The organism is Roseicyclus mahoneyensis, from assembly GCF_003148775.1.
In the GTDB taxonomy this organism is placed as follows: domain Bacteria; phylum Pseudomonadota; class Alphaproteobacteria; order Rhodobacterales; family Rhodobacteraceae; genus Roseicyclus; species Roseicyclus mahoneyensis.
Window position 1 is genome coordinate 343,685 of record NZ_QGGW01000001.1, and the last position, 15,148, is coordinate 358,832.

The following is a 15,148-nucleotide window of genomic DNA, read 5'->3' on the forward strand; positions in this document are numbered from 1 at the left end:
CGCAGTCCAGACAAGGGAGGACCCCATGGGACCTTTTCCGCATGACGCCCCGAAAGCCACCATCGACGCGATCAACGTGGCAGGCACCGACGGGTTCGAATTCGTCGAATTTGCCCATCCCGACCCGGCCGTGCTGGAGAGCCTGTTCACCGCGATGGGCTTCACAGAGGTCGCGCGCCACAAGACCCGCGACATCTCGCTCTACCGGCAAGGCGACATCACCTATGTGCTGAACCGCGACCCCGACTGCCATGCCGCCCGCTTTGTCGAGGCCCACGGCCCCTGCGCCCCCGCGATGGCGTGGCGGGTGGTCGATGCGCAGCACGCGCTGAAATGCGCGCTCGACTATGGCTCGACGGAATACACCGGGCCGGGCAAGTCGCTCGATGTGCCCGCTGTCATCGGCATTGGCGGATCGCTGCTCTACTTCGTCGAGAGCTATGGTGAGGGCGCCAGCCCCTATGGTGCCGAATACGACTGGCTGGGCGCGGTGGACCCGAAGCCGCAGGGCGCGGGCTTCTCCTACCTCGACCACCTCACGCATAACGTGCAGCGCGGCAACATGAGCACCTGGTATGATTTCTACGCCAAGGCCTACAATTTCCGCGAGATCCGGTATTTCGACATCAAGGGCAAGCAGACCGGCCTGTTTTCCCGCGCGTTGACGTCGCCTTGCGGCAAGATACGCATCCCGATCAACGAGAGTGCCGACGCGACCAGCCAGATCGAGGAATACTTGCGCGCATACAAGGGCGAAGGCATCCAGCATATCGCGGTGGCAAGCAACGACATCTATGCATCGGTGGACAAGATCGCCGCAAACGGCATCGAGTTCATGCCCACCCCTCCGAAATCCTATTACGCCATGAGCCACAAGCGCGTGCAGGGCCATGAGGAACCCATCGCACGGATGATGCAACATGGCATCTTGATCGACGGCGAAGGCGTGGTGGATGGCGGCATGACGCGCATCTTGCTGCAGATCTTTTCCAAGACGGTGATCGGGCCAATCTTCTTCGAGTTCATCCAGCGCAAGGGCGATGACGGCTTTGGCGAGGGGAATTTCAAGGCGCTCTTCGAGTCGATCGAGCAAGACCAGATTGATCGCGGTGTGTTGAAGGCCTCAAGCAGCGAAGCGGTAGGGCGTAAGCAGGCCGCGGGGGAATGAGCCTGAACGCCACGCATGATCCGGGCCGGCGCAGTTGGATCGACAGCGCCAATGCGCCCGGCTGCGATTATCCGATCCAGAACCTGCCTTGGGGCGTGTTTTCCGACAGCGACGGGACGCGCCGGGTTGGGGTGGCGATCGGCGATCTGATCCTGGACGTGACGGCGCTGGAGGCTGCGGGCATCGTGGAACCCGCGCCGGGGCGGCGGGTTTTTGGCGAGGGTTTCCTCAACCCGTTCATGGCGCTGGGGCCTGCCGTCTGGTCGGCCACGCGCGCTGCTTTGGCCGATCTCCTGGACGCTCGGACGGGGGATCGCGCTTTGCCGCTGGTGGCGCAGAAGGGCGCCACAATGCACCTGCCCATCTTCGCGCGCAGCTACACCGATTTCTACGCCTCGCGCGAGCATGCGACCAATGTCGGCACCATGTTTCGCGGGGCGGACAATGCCCTGCCACCCAACTGGCTGCACATGCCCATCGGCTACAACGGGCGGGCGTCCACCGTGGTCGTCTCGGGCACGGGCATCCGTCGGCCATTGGGGCAGTTGAAGGCGGCTGATGACCCGGTGCCGCGCCTTGGCCCGTCGCAGAAACTGGATTTCGAGCTGGAACTTGGCGCGATCCTTGGCACCGGCAACGCCATGGGCGCGCCGGTGACGACCGTGCAGGCCTGGGAGATGATCTTTGGCTTCGTGCTCCTCAACGACTGGTCGGCGCGCGATGTGCAGGTCTGGGAATATCAGCCTCTGGGGCCGTTCCAGTCCAAGGCTTTCGGCACCACGATCAGCCCTTGGGTGGTGACCCGCGAGGCGCTGGCGCCCTTTGTGGTGGCCCCGCCCGAGCGTGCGCTTCCGCTCTTGCCATACCTGCACGAGACCGCGCCCCATAACCTTGACCTTGCCTTGGAGATCGACCTTGCGCCGCAGGGGCAGGGGCCCACGACGATCGCCCGCACCAATGCGCGTCATCTGTATTACTCCGCCGCCCAGCAGATCGCCCATCACGCGATTTCGGGCTGCGCCATGGAAACGGGCGATCTGATCGGGTCGGGCACGATTTCCGGCCCCACGCCCGACAGCCGTGGCGCACTGCTGGAACTGACGTGGAACGGGCGCGACCCGGTGACGGTTGCGGGCGGCACGCGGAGCTTTTTGCAAGACGGCGACAGCGTGACCTTGCGCGGCTGGTGCGAGGGGGCTTACCGGCTGGGCTTCGGCCCGTGCGAGGGCACTATCCTGCCCGCACCCGAGGCACCATGAACCGGGACGCCTGGCGTGACTTCCCCGGTGCGCCGCCCGAGGGCACCTGCATCTGCGCCGCCGCAGATCTTCCCGTGGCGGGCGTGGCCAGCCATGACCTCGACGGCTTCCCGATCCTTCTGGTGGCAAGTGCCGACGGCCTTCGCGCCTATGTGAACGCTTGCCCGCACCAATACTTGCCGCTTGATTGGCGGTCGTCCAATATCCTGTCGGCCGACGGGGAAACTCTGCGCTGTTCCAACCATGACGCGGGGTTCGACGCCTGCACGGGGCGGGGTGTGGACGGGTTGGGGCAGGGATGCGCGCTTGATCCTGTGCCCCTGCGGGTCGCTGGCGACTGGCTGGTGATCGGATCAGCGTAACAGGAACAGTGTGATCGAGGGGAAGGCGACCAGGATCACCACCCGGATGAGGTCCGAGGTGACGAACCACAGCACCGCCCTGTAGGTCGCGCTCATTGGCGTCGAACGGTCGATGGCGTTGATGATGAAGAGGTTCATGCCCACGGGCGGGGTGATCAGCCCGACCTCGACCACGATCAGCACAAGGATGCCGAACCAGATCGCCGTCAGTGTCGTGTTGAAATCGGCATGCATGGCTTCGGTCACGGGCCTGAGGCCCAGTTCGCGGAACTCATCGCGGGTCAGTGCCACGCCCTCGGCGAGCTTGGCCTGCGCCTGTGCCAGCAGGTCGGGGGCCATGGCGATGCCGGCGGCGATCCCTTCGGCCAGCCGCGCGGCCTGCATGTCGATCAGCGAGATCAGCCCGAAATCCATCTGCGCCATGACCGGCCAGAAGATCGGGATGGTCAGCAAGATCATCGAAAGGCTGTCCATCAGGCAGCCCATGATGAGGTAGAAGACAAGGATCAAGATCAGCACGGTCAGTGGCGCGTAGCCCTGATTGACCACGAATTGCGACAATTCCTGCGGCATCTGTGTCAGCGCGAGAAAGGAATTGTAGAGCTTGGCGCCCAGCACGATGAAAAAGATCATCGCCGAGGAAACGGCGGTGGTGAGGATCGCCTCCTTGAACAGCGCCCATGTCATCTTGCCCTTCACCAGCGCCAGCAGGCCCGTGCCCGCCGCCCCGACGGCGGCCCCTTCGGTCGGTGTGAACCAGCCCGCGTAGATGCCGCCCACGACAAGGCCGAACACCACGATCACCGGCCAGATCTCGGCCAGCGCGCGGAAGCGTTCGCCATAGGGCACCCGGTCGCGCAGGCCCGCGCTGTCGGGGTTCAGCCGCACATAGACCGCGATGACGATCATGTAGCCGATGGCCGCCAGAATGCCGGGCACGAAGGCCGCCAGAAACAGCGATGCGATGTTTTGCTCGGTCAAGATCGCGTAGATGACCAAGATGACCGAGGGCGGGATCAAGATGCCCAGCGTGCCACCAGCGGCCAGCGTCGCAGTGGAAAAACCGCCCGAATAGCCGTAGCGCTTCAACTCGGGCAGGGCGACGCGGCTCATGGTGGCGGCGGTGGCCAGCGACGATCCGCAAATCGCCCCAAACCCCGCGCAGGCCCCGACGGAGGCCATCGCCACGCCGCCCTTGCGGTGGCCCAGCCAGCCCGAGGCGGCCGTGAACAGAGCCGAGGACATGCCCGAGAGCGTGGCGAACTGGCCCATCAGCAAGAACATCGGGATGATCGACAGCGAATAGCTGGAAAAGGTGGAATAGCTTTCGGCCTTGAGCAGGTTCATCGCCATGTTCGGGCTGTCCGTCGCCAGCCACAGCCCGCCCACGCCCATGGTGAACATCGCCACCCCGATGGGCGCGCGCAGGAAGATCAGCACGAGCAGGATCGGGAAAGACCAGAACCCAAGCTCCAGCGCGCTCAATGCTCTGCCCTTCCGTCGTCGGGCAGGTAGCTGCGCCCGGTCAGCCCTTCGACAACCCGCGCCAGCGCGCAATAGATCCCCACCAGCCCCGCCACCGCCGCCGCGACGAAGCTGGCACCGTAAGCCCACCAGACCGGGAATTGCAGCAAGAAGGTTGTCTGACCGTTGTCGATCTTCTCGATGAAGCCCATGAAAAGCCGCCAGCCGATCACCACGATCACCACGGCCAGCACCACTTCCCAAAAGGCAATCAGAAACCGGTTCACGCGATCCGACATCATGCCGGTGAACAGATCGACCGAGGCGTGGCCGGCGGAAAGCTGGCAGATCGGCAGGAAGGCGAAAACGGCAAAGGCTATGCCCGCCTCGACCAGTTCATAATCGCCGCGCACGGGGCCAAAGCCCGTCAGAAAGGCGGCAAGCCCCGGTGCAAACCCCATCAGCCCCTCGGCATGCCCCAGCCTGTCCAGCCCCCGGCCCAGCACGCTCAGACAGGTGAGCCCCACCAGCGCGGTCAGCACGAGGCCGCCCATCAGCGCCATCATGCGGGCAAGGCGGGTCACGAGGTGCAGCATGGGGCCTTGCCCTCCTTCGGTATCAGGACGCTGTGGTGCGCGGAAACATGGTGCGCGGCCCCCGCAGGTCCACCGCGGGGGCCGCCCCTGATCTTCCGCGTCAGTTGGCGGGCTGGTTTTCCGCGATCAGCGCGCGCGCCCGCTCCAGCAGGGCCGCGCCGTCGATACCCGCGGCCCCCATCTCGGTGACCCAGCCTGAGATGATGGGATCGGCGGCGGCGCGCCATTCGCCCATCTGATCCTCGGCCAGCGTGATGATCGTGTTGCCGCGATCTTCGGCCAGTTCGCGGGCGGGGGCGTCATAGTCCTGCATCACGCGGCCCGCGAAGGCCGAGAATTCAAGCCCGGAGTTCTCGTCGAGGATGGCCTGCAGGTCTGCGGGCAGGCTGTCGTAGCGATCTTGGTTCATCGCCAGGACGAAGGTGGCGACATAAAGCGCATCGCCCGGAAACTCGGTATGATTGTCCACCAGTTCCGACACGCGCAACGCTGCAGTCACCTCCCACGGGATCACGGTTGCGTCGATCACGCCCTGGCTGAGCGCCTCGGGCACCGCCGGAACGGGCATGCCGATGGGCGTGGCGCCCAGCCGTTCGAAAAGCTGGTTGGTCATGCGCGTGGGCGCGCGCAGGCTGACGCCCGCCAGATCACCCACGCTTTCGACCGGATCGGAGGAATGGATCACGCCCGGCCCATGCACCCACAGGCCCAGCACATGGACAGCGGCGAAATCGGTGTCGAACATGGTTTCCTGCCCCAGTTGCCAATAGGCGCGGCTCATTGCTTCGGCATTGCCGTTTGCCATCATGAAGGGCAGCTCGAACACCTCGGTGCGCGGAAAGCGGTTGGGGGTATAGCCCGGCAAGGTCCAGACGATATCGACGGTGCCATCGACCACCTGGTCTATCAGTTGCGGCGGGGCGCCGCCCAGCTGCATCGCGGGAAAGCGCTGGATCTCGATGCGCCCGTCCGACGCTTCCTCGATACGGTCGGCCCAGACATCGAGCACATGGGTCGGCACCACGGCCTGCGCGGGCAGGAACTGGTGCAGGCGCAGCGTCACCTCCTGCGCGGTGGCGGCGCTTGTGGCGAGGCTGGCGGCAAGGGCCGCGCCGCCGAGATGCAGGAACGCGCGGCGCGTCCGAGTGAATCGCGTGGTCATGGATATCCTCCCTTTCGATCAGACGGTCTGTTCTTTGCGCCGCCCGATTCCAACGAGAGGTATAATACATACCCTGACCCGCCAAGTCCGGGCTACCGCGACCGCGCGCTTGCCGGGTCGGGTGCGGTCTGGCAAGACGGTCCGACCTTGCCTTCCACCGGTGACCCAATGCGCCTGATCGACCCCAGCCACCCGTTCTTCCGCCCTGCCTGGCGGCGCGCAATTCTGGTCTGCGCGCCCTTCGCCTGGGCGGGGGTGGAATGGAGCTTCGACAACCGGATCTGGGCTTACCTCTTCGCCGCGATCGGTGGGTTCCTGGCTTGGCACCTGTTCGTCACCTGGCGGCCCGAGGGGCGGGATTAGGTCAGGCGGTTGGAATTTCGACCGGCTGTCCCGTCTCGCGCGACCGGGTGGCGGCATCGGCCAGCATCTGGGCGCGCAATCCGTCCTCGATCCCCGGTTGTGGGTCGGTGCCTGCGATGACGGCGGCCACGAAGGCGCGCATCTCGGCCAGATAGGCCGCCTCGTAGCGTTCAAGAAAGAAATGCTGCGCTGGCGCTCGGGCAAAGCCGTTTGCCGTGGCCAGTTCCACGGTTGTTTCCAGCTGGTTTTCCGCGCGCAGCATGCCAAGCGCGCCATGCACCTCGATCCGCTGGTCATAGCCATAGGCCGCGCGGCGCGAGTTCGAGATCTGGCAGATCCGCCCCGAGGCCGTGGTCAAGATCACGGCGGCCGTGTCCACATCGCCTGCCTCGCCGATGGCGGGGTCGACCAGCGCGCTGCCCATGGCGTGAAGCCGCACGAATTCCTCGCCCATCAAGAAACGCGCCATGTCGAAATCATGGATCATCATGTCGCGGAACAACCCGCCCGAGCGCGCGATGTAGGACACCGGCGGCGGCGCGGGATCGCGCGAGGTGATGGTGACAAGCTCCACCGCGCCGATGGCGCCATCCCTGATGCGGGCGCGAAGCGAAGCGAAATTCGGGTCGAAACGGCGGTTGAAGCCGGTGAGGAAGGGCACCCCGGCCTTTTGGACAGCGTCGAGGCAGATGCGGATCCGGTCGACCGACATGTCGACGGGCTTTTCGCAGAAAATTGCCTTGCCGTTTGCGGCCGCGCCCATGATCTGGTCGAAATGGCTGTCGGTGGGTGTGCCGATGACGACCGCGTCGATGTCGGTGGCGGTCAGGATCGCATCGACGCTGCGCACCTCGGCCCCGGTTGTCGCGGCCAAGGCGTCCGCCGCCTCTGGCAGGGCATCGGCCACTGCCATGACGGTCGCGCCCTCGGTCGCCTTGATGGCACGGGCGTGCACTTGCCCGATGCGCCCACAGCCCAAAAGTCCGATCCTCAGCATGTCATGCCTTTCCGCTTGCGTTGAGACCCCGGATGACCGCGCGGGCGGCCTCCATCACGGGGTCATGTGTCTCTTTCAGGATCGTCACCCGGTCAAAGCGGGCAGGGTCCGCGGCCACGGCATCGCGCAGCGCCGCGCCAAAGGCCATGCGCAATTCGGTGCCGATGTTGAACTTGGCGATGCGCGAGGTTTGGGCCAGATGCAGGCGCTGGACCAAGGGCACGCCCGATCCGCCATGGATCACCAGCGGCACCTGCGTCACCGCCTCGATCGCGCGGATGCGCGGCTCATCAAGGCCGCCCTCGTGGTCTGTCTGCAGATGCACGTTGCCCACGCTGATCGCCATGGCGTCGACGCCACTGTCACGGGCAAAGATCGCCGCCTCCTCGGGCTCGGTGCCTGCCGACCCTTCGCCGCCCGCGTAGCCGACGAACCCGATCTCGCCCTCGCAGGAAATCCCCGCCGCATGCGCCAGTTCCGCCACGCGGGCGGTCTCGGCGATGTTTTGCGCGAGCGGATGGCGCGAGCCGTCATACATGAGCGAGGTGAACCCGGCATCCAGCGCCTGCCGGCACTCGTCGAACGTATACCCGTGATCGAGATGGATCACGACCGGCACATCGACGGCTTGCGCCAGATTGCGCAACATCGCGCCAAGGACGGGCAGGGGCGTATGCGCCCGGCAGCTTGGCCCGGCCTGCAAGATCACGGGCGCGCGTTCGGCCTCCGCGGCCAAGGCATAGGCGCGCATGTCCTCCCACCCCAGACAGACAAGGCCGGGGACGGCATAGCCGCCTGCCACGGCGGGGATCAGCACCTGCGACAGGGTTGCGATGGTCATTTGAACTTGGCCACCATGTCCATGATCCCGGGGATCGTGTGCAACTGCGCGGCATGGGTCGGCTGGAAATACTGCTTCAGGCTGCGTTGGCTGAGGCCCCCGAGGATGGTGAAATAATACATCTCGTAGCCCGGCAGCACGCAGCAGGGGTGATAACCCTTGTCGATCAGCACGGTGGAGCGGTTCATGATGTGATAGGCATCGCCCGGTGTGTTGTCCTCGCGTTGCAGCATCTGCAGCCCGGACCCGTAATCGGGCCGGAACCGGAAGTTGTAGCATTCGTCGTGCCGCGTCTCGTCCGGAAGGCGGTCGGTGTCATGCTTGTGGGATGGAAACCCCGACCAGCCCCCCGCACCGACGGTGAACAGTTCCGACACCAGCAGCCGACCGACGCGGTCGTGATGCGCCGCGCCGAGGATATGCTTGATCTTGCGATGCGTCTTGGTGTCATCGGAGCCGTATTGCACAAGGTCCAGATCGGCGGCGCGCACGGCGAAGGGTTTGAGCGTTTCGGCGTAGTGCGCGCCCGCGATGAAAACCTCGGTATCGGTTTGCGCCGTGATGCGGGCCGCGGTGTCGGTGGGCACATAGACCCCCTCGGGCTCGCCATCCCAGACATCCACGCCGCGGTTGCCGATTTCGGTGAAGCTCTCGCCGCCCGTCTCGACCGTCACGGTGCCCGTGGCAGGCACAACGCAGGTCTCGTAGCCCCGGACGCGGTAGTCGAAATGTTGGCCCGCCTTGAGCCGCAGGATGTTGAAATAGACCAGCGGCACGAGCGGATCGTTCACATCGACGATGGGCCGGTTGGCGTTGTCATGGGGGGCGATGTGCATGCGCGGTCCTTTCAGGCGGGGGCGGGCGCGGACTGCGCACTGAGGAAGGCCTCAAGTTCGCCCCGCGTCGGCATGGCGGGCGCACAGCCCACGCGCGCCACGACCATGGCGGCGGCGGCCGAGCCTTGCAGAACGGCCTCGCGCACGGCTTGACCGGCGGCAAGGCCCGAGACGAAGCCGCCCATGAAACTGTCGCCCGCGCCCGTGGGCTTGAGCGCCTGCGTGGGATAGATGCCGGTGGTGATCTCGCCGTCTTGCGTGATCGTCACGGCACCCTTTTCCCCCATCTTGTAGACGGCAAGCTTTGCCCCCTTGGCGACAAGATCGCGCGCCATGTCGAGACCGCCTTCGTAATCCCCCGCCATGAAGCCAAACTCCACGTCATTGCCCACGATCACGTCGCACATCGCGCCCGCGCGGGAATAGACCTCGGCCGCGACGGCGGCGGACGGCCATGAATAGGGGCGATAGTCGATGTCGAAAATCAGCGGCAATCCGGCGGCCTTGGCCAGTTCGAAGCCGCGAAAGGCGGCGGAGCGCGACGGCTCGGCCGCGAACACCGTGCCGGTGGTGATCAGCGCGTCATAGGCGTTGTAATCCACCGCCTCCACATCGGCCGCTGTCATCTCGAAATCGGCGGCCCCGTTGCGGTAGATGACCGACTGGTGATCCTCGATGCGGGTCTCCACCACGGCAAGCGAGGTGCGTGCCTCGCCGCCCACGCGGCGGACATGCTGACGCCCGATCCCGTAGCGATCCAATTCGTTCAGCGCGAAACGCCCGATGGCGTCATCGGACACGCAGGTGACCAGATCAGCCTTGCCCCCCAGCTTGACGATGGCAACGCCGATATTGGCCGAGGACCCGCCAAGGCAGGAGAAGAACCGCGTCGCCTCTTCGGTCTTGGTGCCGGGCGGGTCAGGGTAAAAATCCATGCCCGCGCGCCCGATGATGACGAAGCGATTGCCTTTCAGCCGCATCTCACACCCCCTGCCGTTGCTTGGCGCGGCTTGCCTCGATCTCGGCATGCTTCTCGCGGACGCTCGCACTGTCCGAGACCTGCGCCGTGCCGACCTCCCACCATGTATGGCCTTGGGTGGTCCAGCCCTCGTAGGGGTCGACCTGCATGACGATCACGGTGGTCTTGTCCGACGCTTTTGCCGCCTGGAACGCTGCGCCCAGTTCCGCGGGGTTGGCGACCGTGAGCGCCTCTGCCCCCATCGACCTTGCATGCGCCTCGAAATCGACGGCGAAGGGCTCGGGCACGGTGGGACAATCTTTTATAAGATTGTTGAAACTCTCCTGCCCGGTGTTGTTCTGCAGCTTGTTGATGACCGCGAACCCGCCATTGTCGAGCACCAGCACGATCAGTTTTTTCTGCGTAAGAACAGAGGAATAGATATCGGAGTTCATCAAGAGGTATGAGCCATCGCCGACAAAGACGATGGTATCGCGGTCGGGCTCCGCCTCCGATTGCGCGATCCGCGCGCCCCAGCCGCCCGCGATCTCGTAGCCCATGCACGAAAAGCCGAACTCGACGTCGACCGTTCCGACATCAAGTGTGCGCCAGTTGGCCGTCACCTCCGCCGGCAGACCACCCGCCGCGGTCACGATCCGGTCGCGCTTGTCGCACAGCGCGTTCACAACGCCGATGGCCTGCGCATAGGAATTGGGGCGGTTGCCATGCGCCACGTTGCCCGCGACGTAGGCATCCCACGTCCGCCGCTCTGCTTGCGCGGCGGCTGTCCAGTCGGTGGGGGCCTTGTAGCCCTCCAGCGCCGCCCCCAAGGCCCCAAGCGCCAGTTTCGCGTCCCCGACCACCGGCAGCGACATATGCTTGATCGCGTCATGCCGGCCCACGTTGACGCTGATCAGGCGCGCATCCTTGGCGAATGCCGTCCATGACCCGGTGGTGAAATCCTGCAACCGCGTGCCGATGGCCACGATCACATCGGCCCGTTCCGCGATGGCGTTCGCACTGTCCGATCCGGTCACGCCGATCGGCCCGATGTTGAGCGGATGGGTGGCGAGCATGTTGGCACGGCCCGCGATGGTCTCGACGACGGGGATGCCATGCGACTCGGCGAAAGCGGTCAGCTCCGCCACCGCGCCGGAATATTGCACGCCGCCGCCCGCGATGATCATGGGCCGTTTCGCGCCCAGCAATGCCGCCGCCGCATCGGCAATCTCTGCCGCATCGGGCGCTTGCCGCCTTATCCGATGCACGCGGCGGACAAAGAATTCCACCGGGTAGTCATAGGCCCAGCCTTGCACATCTTGCGGCAGCGCGAGGAACGCCGGGCCGCAGTCGGCGGGGTCGAGCATCGTGGCAAGTGCCGCGGGCAGGGTCTGGATGACCTGCGCGGGGTGGGTGATGCGATCCCAGTAGCGGGTCACGGCTTTGAAGGCGTCGTTCAGTCCCAGCGCGGGGTTCCCGAAATGCTCAAGCTGTTGCAGCACCGGGTCGGGCAGGCGGGTCAGGAAGGTGTCGCCGCACAGCATCAGCATGGGCAGGCGATTGGCATGGGCCAGCGCTGCGGCCGTCAGCAGATTGGCGGTGCCCGGCCCGGCGGAGGCGGTGCAGAACATGAACCTGCGGCGCAGGTGGTATTTGGCATAGGCCGCGGCGGCAAAACCCATGCTCTGTTCGTTCTGCCCGCGATAGAGCGGCAGCGCGTCCTGCACGGGGTAAAGCGCCTCGCCCAGACAGGGTACGTTGCCATGGCCGAAAATGCCGAAACCGCCGCCGCAGATGCGCGTCTCGACCCCGTCCACCTCGATGAACTGGTTGAGCAGATAGCGCACGATGGCTTGCGCCACGGTCAGGCGGATGGTGGTTGTCATGCGCGTCCCCTCTCGCGGCGGCTAGGCCGTTGCAAGCCCCTGCGACTCAGGATACGAATTTTGCAACCGGTTGCAACCGGGTCGTGAGGGAAGGGGCGCGTCATGGCAGAGATCGGTATCGGCCTTATCGGCGGCGGCTACATGGGCAAGGCGCATGCCGTGGCCTATAGCGCTGTCGGCGCCGTCTTCGACACGCCCCTGCGCCCGCGCCTCGAGATGATCGCGGCGGGCAGCCCGGCCTCGGCCGAACGTTACCGCGCCGCCTACGGCTTTGCCCGCGCAGCGGACCATTGGCGCGACCTTGTGGCCGATCCGAAGGTCGAAGCCGTGGTGATCGCATCACCGCAGACCACGCATCGCGCGATTGCCGAGGCGGCTTTTGCTGCCGGAAAACCGGTCTTTTGCGAAAAGCCGCTGGGCGCCTCGCTTGCCGACGCGCAGGCGATGGTGGCGGCCGCCGAAGCGTCGGGTCAGCCCAACATGATCGGGTTCAACTACGTCCGCACGCCTGCCACCCAGTTCGTGCGCCAATTGCTGGCCGAGGGTGCCATCGGCGATGTGACGTGGTTCCGGGGCGAGCATACCGAGGATTTTCTGGCCGATCCCGACACGCCCGCCAACTGGCGCTGCTTTGGCCGGGCCGCGGGCTGCATGGGCGATCTCGCGCCCCACATGGTCAATTGTGCGCTGGCCTTGATGGGCCCAATCGCGGAGCTTTCGGCGCGTGTCGAGACGGTGCATGCCACGCGCGGCGGCGTTGCGGTCGACAATGACGACCACGGACAGATGATGCTGCGCTTCGCATCCGGCGTCATGGGGCATCTTTATTTCAGCCGCGTCGCCACGGGCCGAAAGATGGGCTATGCCTATGAAATCCATGGCACAAAGGGTGCGGTCCGCTTCGATCAGGAAGATCAGAACGCGGTGCACCTTTACCGTGCCGAGGGGCCAGAGGCGACGCGGGGGTTCACCAAGATCCTCACCGGCCCCGCACATCCAGACTATCTGCCGTTCTGTCAGGGTCCGGGGCATGGCACCGGCTACCAAGACCAGATCATCATCGAGGCGCGCGATTTCCTTCGCGCGATCCACACCGGTCAACCCGTCTGGCCCACCTTCCGCGAAGGTCTGGCCACGGCCCGCGTCATCGACACCGCTTTCGCCTCGGCCGCCGACGGCCGCTGGCATCCCGTTCCCCAAATCTAAAAGGGCAATCTTTCCATGACCATCCGTATCGGCAATGCGCCCTGTTCCTGGGGTGTGGAGTTTGCCAGCGACCCGCGCAATCCGCCGTGGCGGTCGGTGCTGAAAGATTGCGCCGACGCGGGCTATACCGGGATCGAGCTTGGCCCCGTGGGCTTCATGCCCGAGGACCCCGTGGTGCTGGCCGAGGCGCTGGATGAGCACAAGCTGGAGCTGATCGGCGGCGTGGTGTTTCGTGCCTTTCACGATCCGGATCAATGGGATGACGTGCTGGACGGGGCCGTGCGCACCTGCAAGGCGCTGGTGGCTCATGGCGCACGGCACCTTGTGCTGATCGACAGCATTTCGCCCCGACGCGCGCCGACCGCGGGCCGCGCGGATGCGGCCGAGCAGATGGACATTGCAGAATGGGCGGCCTTCCGCGACCGCATCGCCCATGTCGCCCGCATGGGGGCGGAGGAATACGGCCTGACCGTCGGCATCCATGCCCATGCGGCGGGCTTCATCGACTTCGAGCCGGAGCTGGAGCGGCTGCTGGACAAGGTGCCCGAGGATATCTTGAAAATCTGTTTCGACACCGGCCATCATTCCTATGCGGGGTTTGACCCCGTGGCCTTCATGCGCCGTCATATAGGCCGCATTTCCTACATGCATTTCAAGGATATCGATCCCGTCGTTAAAGCTGACGCAATAGCGAAGGGCACCGGGTTCTATGATGCCTGCGGGCAAGGGATCTTCTGCAATCTTGGCCGCGGCGATGTCGATTTCCCCGCAGTGCGGCAGATCTTGCTGGATGCAGGCTTCGAGGGCTGGTGCACGGTCGAACAGGATTGCGACCCGACGCTGGATGTCTCGCCCGTCGATGATGCCCGGGCCAACCGGGAATACCTGCAAAGAATTGGGTTCTGAAGGGGTTATGAGATGAAGCTCAACTGGGGCATGATCGGCGGCGGCGAGGGGTCCCAGATCGGGCCGGCACATCGCCTCGGCGCTTTGGCGGATGGGAATTTCTCCCTTGTGGCCGGAGCGTTGGACGCCGACGCTAAGAAAGGTCGCGCCTATGCGCAGCGACTGGGTGTGGCGCCCGACCGTGCCTATGGCGATTGGCGAGAGATGTTGGCAGCGGAACGTGACCGCGAGGATCGGCTCGACCTCGTGACGGTGGCCACGCCCAACTCGACACATTTCGAGATCACCAAGGCCTTTCTCGAGGCCGGGTTCCACGTCCTGTGTGAAAAGCCCATGACCATGACGGTCGAAGAGGGTGAAGAGATCGTGCGCGTGTCCCGCGCCTCAAACCGTATCTGTGCGGTGAACTACTGCTATTCCGCCTATCCCATGGTGCGCGAGATGCGGCACATGGTGGCCACGGGGCAGGTCGGCAAGGTGCGCCTTGTCGTCACGAATTTCAGCCACGGCCACCATGGCAACGCGGAAGATGCCGACAACCCGCGCGTGCGCTGGCGCTATGATCCGGCGATGGCGGGCGTGTCGGGCCAGTTCGCCGATTGTGGCATCCATGCCTTGCACATGGCCAGTTTTGTCGTGGGCGATCAGGTGGATAGGGTCTCGGCCGATTTCGCCTCCACCATCCCCTCGCGCATGCTGGAAGATGACGCGATGGTCAATTTCCGCATGACCGGCGGCACGGTCGGGCGGCTCTGGACATCGTCCGTCGCCATCGGGCGCCAGCACGGGTTCGACATCCAGATCTTTGGCGAAACCGGGGGGATGCGGTGGGCGTCAGAGCAGCCCAATCAGGTCTTCTACACCCCTGTCGGCGAGCGCACGCAGATCATGGAAAAGGGCGAAAGCGGCCTGAGCGACGAGGCCGCGCGCCTGTCGCGCGTCGCCATCGCGCACCCGGAGGGGTTTCCGCTGGCGGTCGCCAACATCTACGTCGATCTGGCCGCCGCGATCCGGGGCGAGCTGCGTGACGGTCTGCCCTTGGCCGAAGATGGGCTGCGGTCCATGGCCGCCGTCCATGCCGCCGTCGCCTCGGCCAAGGCCGATGGCGCCTGGGTCGATGCACGGCCACCGATGTTCCGCTGAC

Annotated in this window: 15 protein-coding genes; 7 read left to right on the top strand and 8 right to left on the bottom strand. The window is 65.3% G+C overall.

Features of this window, described 5'->3' with window-relative positions; all coding sequences use genetic code 11:
• Positions 1-25: 25 nt before the first annotated feature.
• The 3 genes from hppD to C7455_RS01730 are packed head-to-tail and all read left to right on the top strand — an operon-like array spanning position 26 to position 2,789.
• Complete coding sequence (hppD, locus tag C7455_RS01720) at positions 26-1,168, top strand: 4-hydroxyphenylpyruvate dioxygenase (protein ID WP_109664630.1); 1,143 nt, start codon at positions 26-28, stop codon at positions 1,166-1,168.
• The gene (fahA, locus tag C7455_RS01725) at positions 1,165-2,427 is read left to right on the top strand and encodes a fumarylacetoacetase (protein WP_109664633.1); all 1,263 of its coding nucleotides are present in this window, start codon (positions 1,165-1,167) and stop codon (positions 2,425-2,427) included. Before hppD ends, fahA begins: the two co-directional genes overlap by 4 nt.
• Positions 2,424-2,789: a Rieske (2Fe-2S) protein gene (locus C7455_RS01730; RefSeq protein ID WP_109664636.1), complete on the top strand. Its 366-nt coding sequence runs from the start codon at positions 2,424-2,426 to the stop codon at positions 2,787-2,789. The genes fahA and C7455_RS01730 overlap by 4 nt, the downstream gene beginning before the upstream one ends.
• Here the strand turns inward: C7455_RS01730 and C7455_RS01735 are convergent.
• From C7455_RS01735 to C7455_RS01745, 3 genes are all read right to left on the bottom strand, one after another.
• Positions 2,781-4,274, bottom strand: coding sequence for a TRAP transporter large permease (locus C7455_RS01735; RefSeq protein ID WP_109664638.1), 1,494 nt, complete (start codon positions 4,272-4,274; stop codon positions 2,781-2,783). The genes C7455_RS01730 and C7455_RS01735 overlap by 9 nt on opposite strands.
• Positions 4,271-4,849, bottom strand: a complete 579-nt coding sequence (locus tag C7455_RS01740) for a TRAP transporter small permease (RefSeq protein WP_109664641.1) — start codon at positions 4,847-4,849, stop codon at positions 4,271-4,273. The genes C7455_RS01735 and C7455_RS01740 overlap by 4 nt, the downstream gene beginning before the upstream one ends.
• Positions 4,850-4,949: 100 nt before the next feature.
• Complete coding sequence (locus C7455_RS01745; RefSeq protein WP_109664643.1) at positions 4,950-6,011, bottom strand: TRAP transporter substrate-binding protein; 1,062 nt, start codon at positions 6,009-6,011, stop codon at positions 4,950-4,952.
• Positions 6,012-6,179: 168 nt separating this feature from the next.
• Here C7455_RS01745 and C7455_RS01750 point away from each other — a divergent pair, with 168 nt between their 5' ends.
• Positions 6,180-6,374, top strand: coding sequence for a hypothetical protein (locus tag C7455_RS01750; protein WP_109664646.1), 195 nt, complete (start codon positions 6,180-6,182; stop codon positions 6,372-6,374).
• A 1-nt stretch (position 6,375) separates the two neighbouring features.
• Here the strand turns inward: C7455_RS01750 and iolG are convergent, their stop codons facing one another.
• The 5 genes from iolG to iolD are packed head-to-tail and all read right to left on the bottom strand — an operon-like array spanning position 6,376 to position 11,892.
• A complete protein-coding gene (iolG, locus tag C7455_RS01755; RefSeq protein ID WP_109664649.1) occupies positions 6,376-7,371 on the bottom strand; it encodes an inositol 2-dehydrogenase in 996 nt (331 codons plus the stop codon).
• A gap of 1 nt (position 7,372) precedes the next feature.
• Entirely contained in the window at positions 7,373-8,212 is an 840-nt protein-coding gene (locus tag C7455_RS01760) for a class II fructose-bisphosphate aldolase (RefSeq protein ID WP_109664652.1), read from the bottom strand.
• The gene (locus tag C7455_RS01765) at positions 8,209-9,048 is read right to left on the bottom strand and encodes a 5-deoxy-glucuronate isomerase (protein WP_109664655.1); all 840 of its coding nucleotides are present in this window, start codon (positions 9,046-9,048) and stop codon (positions 8,209-8,211) included. Before C7455_RS01765 ends, C7455_RS01760 begins: the two co-directional genes overlap by 4 nt.
• Before the next feature lie 11 nt (positions 9,049-9,059).
• Positions 9,060-10,028 carry a 5-dehydro-2-deoxygluconokinase gene (gene iolC, locus C7455_RS01770; RefSeq protein WP_109664657.1) on the bottom strand — a complete coding sequence of 323 codons (969 nt, stop codon included), beginning with the start codon at positions 10,026-10,028 and terminating at the stop codon, positions 9,060-9,062.
• A 1-nt stretch (position 10,029) separates the two neighbouring features.
• The gene (gene iolD / locus C7455_RS01775) at positions 10,030-11,892 is read right to left on the bottom strand and encodes a 3D-(3,5/4)-trihydroxycyclohexane-1,2-dione acylhydrolase (decyclizing) (protein ID WP_109664660.1); all 1,863 of its coding nucleotides are present in this window, start codon (positions 11,890-11,892) and stop codon (positions 10,030-10,032) included.
• Positions 11,893-11,994: 102 nt separating this feature from the next.
• Between iolD and C7455_RS01780 the strand changes: the two genes are divergently transcribed.
• From C7455_RS01780 to C7455_RS01790, 3 genes are read left to right on the top strand one after another with little or no spacing between them, the layout of a single operon-like run.
• Positions 11,995-13,098 carry a Gfo/Idh/MocA family protein gene (locus C7455_RS01780; RefSeq protein WP_109664663.1) on the top strand — a complete coding sequence of 368 codons (1,104 nt, stop codon included), beginning with the start codon at positions 11,995-11,997 and terminating at the stop codon, positions 13,096-13,098.
• Between the two features lie 15 nt (positions 13,099-13,113).
• Positions 13,114-14,004 (top strand): sugar phosphate isomerase/epimerase family protein, encoded by an 891-nt coding sequence (locus tag C7455_RS01785; protein WP_109664665.1) that lies wholly within the window; start codon positions 13,114-13,116, stop codon positions 14,002-14,004.
• A 12-nt stretch (positions 14,005-14,016) separates the two neighbouring features.
• Entirely contained in the window at positions 14,017-15,147 is a 1,131-nt protein-coding gene (locus C7455_RS01790) for a Gfo/Idh/MocA family protein (protein ID WP_109664668.1), read from the top strand.
• Position 15,148: the final 1 nt, after the last annotated feature.

Bases quoted from the DNA above. Each gene is read 5' to 3' on its own strand.
- C7455_RS01750 (WP_109664646.1), top strand. From the start codon at position 6,180: ATGCGCCTGATCGACCCCAGCCACCCGTTCTTCCGCCCTGCCTGGCGG.
- C7455_RS01765 (WP_109664655.1), bottom strand. From the start codon at position 9,048: ATGCACATCGCCCCCCATGACAACGCCAACCGGCCCATCGTCGATGTG.
- C7455_RS01740 (WP_109664641.1), bottom strand. From the start codon at position 4,849: ATGCTGCACCTCGTGACCCGCCTTGCCCGCATGATGGCGCTGATGGGC.
- C7455_RS01760 (WP_109664652.1), bottom strand. From the start codon at position 8,212: ATGACCATCGCAACCCTGTCGCAGGTGCTGATCCCCGCCGTGGCAGGC.
- iolG (WP_109664649.1), bottom strand. From the start codon at position 7,371: ATGCTGAGGATCGGACTTTTGGGCTGTGGGCGCATCGGGCAAGTGCAC.
- iolC (WP_109664657.1), bottom strand. From the start codon at position 10,028: ATGCGGCTGAAAGGCAATCGCTTCGTCATCATCGGGCGCGCGGGCATG.
- C7455_RS01780 (WP_109664663.1), top strand. From the start codon at position 11,995: ATGGCAGAGATCGGTATCGGCCTTATCGGCGGCGGCTACATGGGCAAG.
- C7455_RS01790 (WP_109664668.1), top strand. From the start codon at position 14,017: ATGAAGCTCAACTGGGGCATGATCGGCGGCGGCGAGGGGTCCCAGATC.
- iolD (WP_109664660.1), bottom strand. From the start codon at position 11,892: ATGACAACCACCATCCGCCTGACCGTGGCGCAAGCCATCGTGCGCTAT.
- C7455_RS01745 (WP_109664643.1), bottom strand. From the start codon at position 6,011: ATGACCACGCGATTCACTCGGACGCGCCGCGCGTTCCTGCATCTCGGC.
- hppD (WP_109664630.1), top strand. From the start codon at position 26: ATGGGACCTTTTCCGCATGACGCCCCGAAAGCCACCATCGACGCGATC.
- C7455_RS01785 (WP_109664665.1), top strand. From the start codon at position 13,114: ATGACCATCCGTATCGGCAATGCGCCCTGTTCCTGGGGTGTGGAGTTT.
- fahA (WP_109664633.1), top strand. From the start codon at position 1,165: ATGAGCCTGAACGCCACGCATGATCCGGGCCGGCGCAGTTGGATCGAC.
- C7455_RS01730 (WP_109664636.1), top strand. From the start codon at position 2,424: ATGAACCGGGACGCCTGGCGTGACTTCCCCGGTGCGCCGCCCGAGGGC.